The sequence below is a fragment of the Syntrophorhabdaceae bacterium genome (assembly GCA_028713955.1).
In the GTDB taxonomy this organism is placed as follows: Bacteria; Desulfobacterota; Syntrophorhabdia; order Syntrophorhabdales; family Syntrophorhabdaceae; genus UBA5609.
The window spans coordinates 1-2,911 of record JAQTNJ010000333.1; the positions used below are offsets into that span (position 1 = coordinate 1).

The 2,911-nt window shown below is 48.4% G+C and carries 2 protein-coding genes; both read left to right on the top strand.

Annotated features, from left to right (window positions below):
• Positions 1 to 351 precede the first annotated feature (351 nt).
• Entirely contained in the window at positions 352 to 1,668 is a 1,317-nt protein-coding gene (locus PHU49_16620) for a 2-hydroxyacyl-CoA dehydratase family protein (GenBank protein ID MDD5245634.1), read from the top strand.
• A gap of 3 nt (positions 1,669 to 1,671) precedes the next feature.
• Positions 1,672 to 2,838, top strand: a complete 1,167-nt coding sequence (locus tag PHU49_16625; protein ID MDD5245635.1) for a 2-hydroxyacyl-CoA dehydratase family protein — start codon at positions 1,672 to 1,674, stop codon at positions 2,836 to 2,838.
• The last annotated feature ends 73 nt before the right edge of the window (positions 2,839 to 2,911 follow it).

A 2,911-nucleotide genomic window follows, 5' to 3' on the forward strand; every position in this document is an offset into this window, starting at 1 on the left:
TTTAATAGCACCAGCTTGCAGGACCATCAAAAAATCCAATTGTTCTGATGCACAATACGCATAAAAATGAACGTAATTCATTTTCTACACTCCAACTAAAAAATAGTAACCATGATGGCGGTAGGCCTATTAATGGCCAACATGGACTCTATTAGGTATGACATCCACCTACAAAAGTATAAAAGGACAAAAAAATGCTTGACATCTTGCGTGGAAAGTTTTAAAAATGAATCATGTTCATTATTGATATTGGCATGAAGAGGTATACAAAAGATAAATCACGTTCAGATCATTCTATGGAATCGAGAAGTCGTGAAGAAGATTTTGATATAAATTGGACAGGAGGTTTAAATGGCATATAACATAACGACGTGGGGAGAATTGAAGAACTACCAGACTGCCTGCTACAGGAACTATCTCTATGCTTCTGAAGGCCTGCGCTGCATGGGTTCTACCTGGAGTCCGCTGGCTCCCCTTAAAGGACTGGGTGAGGATATACACCTGATAGGTGGCGAGCCTCACTCGGCATCAGCGGCAGGGACGGTGCCCGAAGAGTGCCGTGAGGATATTATTGCTGCTGAAACCGGTGGTCTGGGCTTTCACTCGTGTAGTTACCTGAAACTGTTCGTTGGTGAGGTAATCCGTGACAAAATGGTTATTACAGACAAAACGGTTAAGGACGGATATCCGAAACCGGATCTGATCTGGACCACACACCTGTGCAGTCAGCATTCAAAGTGGTACCAGGAAGTTTCAAGGCGTCTCGGAGGCGTACCTATGTACGCAATAGATATGATCGGCGGAGGGAATGCGGAGAAAGATCCGAAGATCGTCAACTATGTCTCCGACCAGATAGATGCGGGAATAGGCTGGCTCGAGAGAGTAACCGGCAGGGAGTTTTCGGATGAGCTGTTCATTAAGGCAGTGAGAAACGAGATCAAGGTGCTGGTCCTCTGGGGCAACATATGTGCACTCAACATGCATTCCCCCGCACCCCTGGATGAGCGTCGACTTATCGCCCTATTCCCACCAGCCGTTGTGGACAGGACGACCGATGAAAGTGTGCGCTTATATGAGGGATTGCTTAAAGAGGTGAAGAAAATGGTTGAGACTGGAGAGAGTGTGGCTCCGGATCAACGCTTCAGGATAGTCTATTTTGGAATAGCGCATACGTACGGCCATCCGGAAATGGCGAGGATCCTCAGAGACGTCGGAGCCGAGATTGTAGCCTCAGTCTACACCTTCGGCACGTGTGGCAATTTCAAGGGAATTGTCAATGGAAAATGGACATGGGAACCCATCGACCCTCAATGGGTAGACGAACTCGATTTGTCTACCAGAAGAAAGGCCATAACCGAGCTCGCTAAAATAGTTCTGGGTTGGCCTACCTGGCAGGGGGTAAGATCGTATTGGGCGCTGGAAGAAATGGCCAAGGCAATGGTAACCGAATATAAAGCGGACGGACTTTTACTGGCGCCTTCCCGCAGTTGTGAAACCGACTTCAGGAACGGTTACATAGCGATGCAGCGCATTTTCAAAAACCAGATTCCGACCGTCGAATACGATACCGACCAGGTAGACGTCCGGAAAATGGATCTGCCGGGTGCCCAGCGGAAAACGGAGTTGTTCGTACATCTCATGGAAGCGCATAAGAAAGGAGGTGCATGATATATGGAGAAGAAGGGCTCAGATGCAATAATCGAACGTTTTCGCCAGATAACTGAGAATACACCTGAATACGCCAGGTCCCTTAAGGAGAAAGGGCGGCTTTTAGCCGGATATATGTGCACTCACGTTCCCGAGGAAATTCTCTATGCAGCCGGAATTGTACCGCTGAGAATCCTCAGCTCCCATGAGTCACAGGCAATGACGAGGGGCTATATCCATGAGACATACTGCTCCTTTTCCCATGATTGCGCCTACCAGGGGCTGCAACACAATTATGATTACTTAGACCTGATCGTGACGAGCAGCAGCTGCATCCATATGGGTGAAGCGTTCAACGTGTGGGTGAGGTTTGCAGGATTCCAGGAAAAGAGCTATCTCATGCAGTATCCTCATATCATACACACGAAACCTGCCGGTGGGTTCATGGTGGAGTCTTTTAAACAGTTTAAAGAATTCGTTGAGAAGCTTGCGAAAAAACCCGTAACAGATGATGACATAGAGAAGGCGATCAAAGTCTATAATCACAACAGAAGACTCCTTAAACGGCTCTGGGAGTTCCTGAGGCGTGATAAGCCGGCTATAACAGGCCCGGAAGTCGCGACTGTGACCCTGGCTTCACAGCTGATGGACAAACAGGAATGTAATGTAATGCTGGAGCAACTCATTGAGAGACTGGAAGCCGAGCCCGGCAAGGCGCCGTCAGGGGTAAGATTGATGGTAACAGGAGGTGCCTGTGACGACCTGGGGGTTTTCGATCTGATCGAACATCTGAACTACAGCGCCAGCCTGGTCTTTATTGATTCCTGCACGGCAGCCAGGTATTTCTGGTTTGAGGTGCCTGAGGACAGACCGGATAAGCTTAAGGCGCTCGCCGAGGGATACATCGGTAAGATCCCGTGTCCTGCAAAGGACAATGTTCCCGGTACCGGGGAGAAAAAGAGGTTCAGATTCGTTCAACAGTTCATCGAGGACTTCAAACCGGATGGAGTAGTATTTCTCTACCAGAGATTTTGCAGCCCTCAACCGATGGACGTCGTGGGACTGAAGCCTGTCCTCGATAAGTTGGGAATTCCGTCGACCGAGCTTGAGCTTGATACAACCTTACCAATAACTCAATTTCGGACGCAACTGGAAGCCCTTGTAGAAACAATAAAGGGGGTGACGCCTTGAATAACGGAAAACTTCTGGCTGGATTGGATGCAGGTCACATTAATACGAAGGCCGTAATAATGAGGGGCAAGGA

Excerpts from the sequence above, each read along its gene's own strand:
- PHU49_16625 (MDD5245635.1), top strand. The coding sequence starts at position 1,672 with ATGGAGAAGAAGGGCTCAGATGCAATAATCGAACGTTTTCGCCAGATA.
- PHU49_16620 (MDD5245634.1), top strand. The coding sequence starts at position 352 with ATGGCATATAACATAACGACGTGGGGAGAATTGAAGAACTACCAGACT.